Source organism: uncultured Rikenella sp., from assembly GCF_948810725.1.
Taxonomy (GTDB): Bacteria; Bacteroidota; Bacteroidia; order Bacteroidales; family Rikenellaceae; genus Rikenella.
Genome location: NZ_CAQIVA010000072.1, coordinates 1 through 6,098, shown reverse-complemented (window position 1 = coordinate 6,098; position 6,098 = coordinate 1). Strand labels below are relative to the sequence as shown.

Sequence of the window (6,098 nt, the reverse complement as noted above, 5' to 3'; positions counted from 1 at the left end):
AGAGCCAATCCGGCAAGAATTGCCGCGGGCGACGTTTAGGAGTAGATACGCCCATTTTTATATGAGTGCCGAGCGGCAGCGGCGGAGCGAAAGCGGAGCCGCAGTGAGGCGGACACGAGGCAGTGCTTTGGGCCGAGCTTTTGCGGCTCGTAGAGCCGCGCGGGCCGAAGCCTCCGCCCGCGGAGGCCCGCAACTCGCCAAGCTCGTTTTAGGCCCCGCAGGCTTCGACCCGCTTGAACTGAGAGCGAGTAGCGCGATTCGTAGAATCGCCGGGCCTGCGCGCTGGGCCTTCGGCCCACCCCCGGAGCGCGCGGCCCGAACCCGAAGAGTTGGGGCGGTGCTGACGGCGGAACTATTGCGACCTTTAGGTCGCCGGCCTCGGCGAGAGCGACGCATTAGCGGCGCGTGGGGGGCGCGCCGAGGACGAACCCGGCAGCCTGAGGCGGTGAATAGGTTGTTGTTCTTGCGATCCGTAGGGTCGCCGGGCCGGACGCCTCCCCACGGGAGGGACGCACAGCGTCTTTTGCTGGCCGCCTCTACCCCACAACAGCATCTCCCGGGCGTCCGGCCTGCTTACTGCGCGCTTCTGCTTACTGGGGTGTGCTTTTGTGATTCGGGTCGGAGCCAGCGTGGCCGGAAACGAGCTTTGCGAAGTTGCAGGCCTACGCGTGGGGTGGCTCCGGCCCGGGCGGTTCTTCGAACCGCAGGATTCAATTCAAAAGTAGGGTAGAGGCTGCCAGCAAAACGCCCTGTGGGCGCGTTTATTCTGAAAGGCAACGCAACGGAAGACCGAAAGCGCGGCTGTGCGCACTGCTGGGATTGAGTCCTGTCACGCTAAAGTACAAGAATATATGTTCGTGCTACTGCTTGTGGAGGACCAACAACATCCGTCATTTCCGATGCTTACCAAAGTTCCCTTGTCATAGCCGCGGTAGCCCGGGGATGCCGCTCGGCACTCGAATCGGCACTCGAAAGCTGGCCGCCTCTACCCTAAATTGCCCCCGTAGATACGTCTCCCTCTGTTTATTCCGAGAGGCAACGCAACTGAAAACCGATAGCACGATTGTTCATGTAGCCCGGAGCAAGCCACGTTACGTCGAAATGCAATCCCACACTATAAGTGCCGGTCGCCAGAGTAGACCAGCTGTATCCGCTGAAGCCGACGCCGCCCTGGGAACTCGTATGGCTGCTGAGGTTGCCCGGGGCGGGGCGACAGCTGTCGGGCAGAGATCGGGAATCCGTTTTTCTGTTCGGCGGACGGTGGCGTATCGTGGAGACGCAAGAAAAATCGAATGTGTTCGAAAATCGTTTGGAAATTCGATTTTTTATGTACATTTGTGATGTCCGGAGCACATCCGGACGACAATCGGAAAAATGAAAACAACGACTTTGGCACAAGCATGGTGGTGGCGCACGACTCGTAATCGATTCGCGTGAGGCACCGCTTTACACCTTTGTTCCAAGTTGCAAAAAACACTCAGAAAAGGCTGTCGGACTCACCGGCGGCCTTTCTCTTTTTCGCGACACCATACCGAATAAAAACACTAAAAATCACAAATACCATGAACTACCACGTAGACGAAAACGGTTACTACGGCGAATTCGGCGGCGCTTTTGTGCCCGATGAACTCCGCGAGAATATCGACCAGCTCACCGAACGGTATGTCGGGATTCTCGAAAGCCCCAAGTTCCAAAAAGAGTTCGCAGACCTGCTGAAATTCTATGCCGGGCGGCCGTCGCCCCTCTATTTCGCGCCGAGGCTCAGCACCCGGTACGGCGCGAGGATCTACCTCAAACGCGAGGAGCTCAACCACACCGGATCGCACAAGATCAATAACGCCATCGGGCAGATTCTGCTCGCGAAGGAGATGGGGTGCACCCACATCATCGCCGAAACGGGGGCCGGACAGCACGGGGTGGCCACGGCGACGGTCTGTGCGATGCTCGGGCTGCGGTGTACGGTGTATATGGGGGCGGTGGACGTCGAACGGCAGGCGCTGAACGTCGCGCGGATGAAGATGCTCGGGGCGACGGTCGAAGCGGTCACCAGCGGTGGGGCGACGCTCAAGGATGCGGTGGATGAGGCGCTGGCGTACTGGGTGTCGCATCCCGAGGCCTACTACCTGTTGGGGTCGGCGGTCGGGCCGCACCCGTTCCCGGATATCGTGGCGCGGTTGCAGGCGGTGATCAGTGCCGAAATCCGGCAGCAGCTGGCGGAATTGGAGGGGCGCGAGACGCCGGACTATGTGATCGCCTGCATCGGCGGGGGGAGTAATGCGGTGGGGGCGTTCTACCATTTTCTGGAGGACGAGGCGGTGCGGCTGGTGCAGGTCGAGGCGGCGGGACGCGGAACCGAGGGGACGGAGCATGCGGCGTCGCTCACGTGCGGCACGCTGGGGGTGCTGCACGGGAGTCGGTCGATGATTCTTTTCGATGAGAACGGGGAGGTGAGGGAACCGTATTCGATCTCGGCGGGGCTGGACTATCCGGGGATCGGGCCGCTGCACGCCTATCTGGCGCAGACGGGACGTTCGACGGTGCTCACGGCGACGGACAGGCAGGCGCTGGAGGCGGCGCTGGAGCTGGCACAGCTCGAGGGGATCATTCCGGCGATCGAGTCGGCGCATGCGCTGGCGGCGTTGCCGCAGCTCAGTTTCCGACCGGAGGAGGTGGTGGTGGTGAATGTCTCGGGACGGGGGGATAAGGATATGCCGACGTATGTGCGGGAGCTGGATTTGTAAACTTTTTGTCGTTACGGCTTATGGAAGAGTGGCCCAATAAGGCGCGACGGCCGATCAGGGAGTGGAACGAACAGGATCGGCCGCGCGAAAAGCTGATGAGTCGCGGGGCGTCGGCGCTGACGGATGCGGAGTTGCTGGGGGTGCTGATCGGGTCGGGTACGGTGGAGTGCTCGGCGGTGGAGATCGGACGCAGGCTGCTGGATGCGGTGGGGGGAGATTTGGTGGAACTGGGGCGAAAGAGTCTCGCGGAGTTGCAGCGGTTCAACGGGATCGGGCTGGCGAGGGGGGTGAGCATCGCGGCGGCGTTGGAGCTGGGACGCAGGCGAGGGGCGGCGGAAAGGCCGGTGCAGGACTATATTGCGGGGAGTCGCGATATCGTCGCGATTTTCCAGCCGCTGCTGGCGGATCTGCCGCACGAGGAGGTGTGGGCGATGCTGCTCTCGAGGTCGAAGCGGATCATCGAACGGTTCCGGGTGAGTCAGGGCGGAATCGAGGGGTCGGTGATCGACCCGAGGGTGGTGATCCGCCGGGCGTTGGATCGGAATGCGTCGGGAATCGTGCTGGTGCACAACCATCCGTCGGGAAATGCTTCGCCGAGCGGGGAGGATGCGGAGCAGACGCGGAAGTTGCAGCGGGCGGCGGGATATTTCGATATCCGGCTGCTGGATCATGTGATTGTCTCGGATCGCGAGTCCTTCAGCTTCGCGGAGAGGGGGCTGCTCTAAAAGGCGAAGACGAGGTTGGCGCCGTAGGTCAGCGGTTTGCCGCGCTGGACGAACGACCGGCCGAAGGATTCGAAATAGAAGGCGCCGTAGTCGGTGTTCAGCAGGTTGCGGCCCCAGAGTTCCAGCCGCACGAAGTCGTGGCGGAGGGTGACTTTGGCGTTCAGAAGGCCGTAAAAGTCTTGCCGGACGTCGTTCGCTTCGTTCCAATAGATGGGGCCGGCGCCGGTGTATTGGGCGGCGAAGGTCAGCTGGTTCACCCACCGGTCGGGCAGGTTGAGGGAGTAGGCGCCGCCGAGCGAAAAGGTGTGCTGGGGTACGTAGGGGATGCGTTTCCCGCGGTAGTCGATCTGTTGGCCGTCGGAGTCGATCCCGCCGTCGTAGTCGCGGAAGGTGGCGTGGGTGTAGCCGTAGTTCAGGTCGAAGCTCAGCCCTTGTACGGGGCGCACGCAGGCGGAGAGTTCCACGCCGTAGCTCCGGCCGCGGCCGGCGTTGGTCAGGATGCGGCCGCTGCCGCCGTTTACGAATTGGGTCAGTTGCACGTCGCGGATGTCCATCCAGAAGAGGGCGATTTCGGTCTCCAGCAGGCCGCCGAGGAGGCGGGCTCGGGTGCCGAGTTCGTAGTTCCAGGTCTCTTCGGGCTTGTAGGCCAGGGCGTTCCGGAGCTCTCCTCCGGCCGCGCCGTCGGCTTTCGTACCGGTCGATGCGCCGGGACGACCGCTGCCGCCGCTCATGGCGGGGCGGGCGGAGCGCAGGCTGTCTTGCATCACTTCCGAAAACATCTGGATGTTGTACCCGCCGGCTTTGTAGCCTTTCGCCACGGTGGCGTAGGTCATGATGTCGGGGGTGCATTCGTATTTGAGGGATATTTTGGGCAGGCATTGCCAGAAGTCCTGATGGTCGGTGCCGGTCAGGGTCTTGGCGAGGGGCATGGGGATGCCGCCGGGGGGGAGCATCTGGGGGCCGCCGGGCCGGTTTTCGGCCCGCAGGTCGAGCGACATGGAGGTGTTGTATTTCAGGGTCTGGCGTTCGTAGTCGAGCCGAAGGCCGAGGGTCAGCGAGAGGCCGGGGGTCAGCAGGTCGTCGATGGTGGACTGGTGGAAGAGGGCGATGCCGCCGGCGGGGGTGCGGTAGGTGCCGGGGTTGGGAATGCGGTCGTCGAGGATGGTCAGCTGGACGGGCATGGGGATGCCGTCGAAAACGGGCTGGAGGATGTCGCGGATGCCGTCTTCCTTGAAGACGACGTCGCCGTCGGTGGTCAGGGCGTTGTAGAAGCCGAAGAGGCCGACGGACCATTTGTAGCGGCGGTCTTCGCGGACGGAGCGAAGGACGAGCTCCTGGTTGACGGAGTGCTGGCGTTGCCGCTGGTCGATGGTGAAGATGCTCTGGCGGGTGAAGTCCTGATCCATGGACATGTCGTCGTCGAGCCACTGGTAGCCGGTGTTGGAGGTGAGCTGGAGGCGGTCGGTGAGGTATTCGAGCCGCAGGGAGTTGTTGCTCATCCGGCGGCGGTAGTGGCCGGGGTCGTTGTAGTCTACGGGGGCGATTTTCCCGCTCTCTTTGTCGTAGAGACCGTAGGCGAAGGCGTCCTGGTCGGTGAAGTCGAACCCGCCGGCGAGCATGGCTTTCAGGCGGGGGGTGATTTGCCATTCGAATTTCAAACGGCCGCCGGCGGATTGGCCGCGGTCGGCTTTTCGGCCGGTGAATCGGTTGGTGAAGTAGCCGCCGTCGCGGTCGTAGTAGGCGCCGACGCTCAGGCCGGCTCGGTGGCCGAAGCGGGCGAGTTTCGATATTCGGGCTTGCCAGTTGCCGTGGCTGCCGCCGCCGATGGAGAGGCGGTGGCCCTGGTATTCGAGGGGGGAAAGGGTGTAGACGTTGATGATGCCGCCCATGGCGTTCCGACCGTAGAGGGTCCCCTGGGGGCCGCGGAGGACTTCGATGCGCTGGATGTCGAGGAAGTCGAAGTCGAAGGTGGATTTGTCCATGTAGGGGATGTTGTCGACGTAGAGGCCGACGCTCTGGCCGCTGCTCCGGGCGCCGACGCCGCGCAGGTAGACGGGGGTGGTCATCCGGGAGCCGTAGTCGGGGATGAAGAGGTTGGGAACGAAGGCGCTGAGGTCTTTGACGGATTCGATCTGGCGGTTGTTGATCCGGGTGGGGGTGATGAGGGAAACGGCTTCGGGAAGGCTCTGAAGGGCGTTGGTCTCTTTGGCGGAGGAGCGGACGACGATCTCTTCGGATTCGACGGTGCGGGTGGTGTCGCGGTCTTCAGCGTCCGCGAGGAGCGGGAGGGTGCAGCTCAGCAACAAAAGGAATAGGCGTCTCATTCTTGATAGAGGCTGTGGTTGGAACCGGTGGTTGAAAGCGCAAAGAAAGGGGTTACATTCGTTTCGGGCAATCGCTATATGTAGTGATAAGGGGGCTGATTGTTGTGGGTATTCTGGAGGGGGTTGCGGGATTTGGGTAGAGGCTGCCACGATTTGTTGGGGCTGAGGCTGCCCATTCTGAGTGCCGGGAGGCACCGCCCGCCCGGCGGACGCGTTCGCGCCACGGCGGGCGGCCTTTATTACTTCAAAGCAAACGCGCGCCACGCCTTAGGAGGGAAATCGTCAAAATGCGCTGGCGCGTTTTGACA

The 6,098-nt window shown here is 62.6% G+C and carries 3 protein-coding genes; 2 read left to right on the top strand and 1 reads right to left on the bottom strand.

The annotated features are described in order from the left end of the window. The first annotated feature begins 1,562 nt into the window (after window positions 1-1,562). A complete protein-coding gene (gene trpB / locus Q9S52_RS10280; protein ID WP_304709049.1) occupies window positions 1,563-2,741 on the top strand; it encodes a tryptophan synthase subunit beta in 1,179 nt (392 codons plus the stop codon). 5 nt (window positions 2,742-2,746) lie between these two features. Next, the gene (radC, locus tag Q9S52_RS10275) at window positions 2,747-3,466 is read left to right on the top strand and encodes a DNA repair protein RadC (protein ID WP_304709048.1); all 720 of its coding nucleotides are present in this window, start codon (window positions 2,747-2,749) and stop codon (window positions 3,464-3,466) included. Here radC and Q9S52_RS10270 read toward each other — a convergent pair. After that, the gene (locus Q9S52_RS10270) at window positions 3,463-5,790 is read right to left on the bottom strand and encodes a TonB-dependent receptor (protein WP_304709047.1); all 2,328 of its coding nucleotides are present in this window, start codon (window positions 5,788-5,790) and stop codon (window positions 3,463-3,465) included. The genes radC and Q9S52_RS10270 overlap by 4 nt on opposite strands. Window positions 5,791-6,098 lie beyond the last annotated feature (308 nt).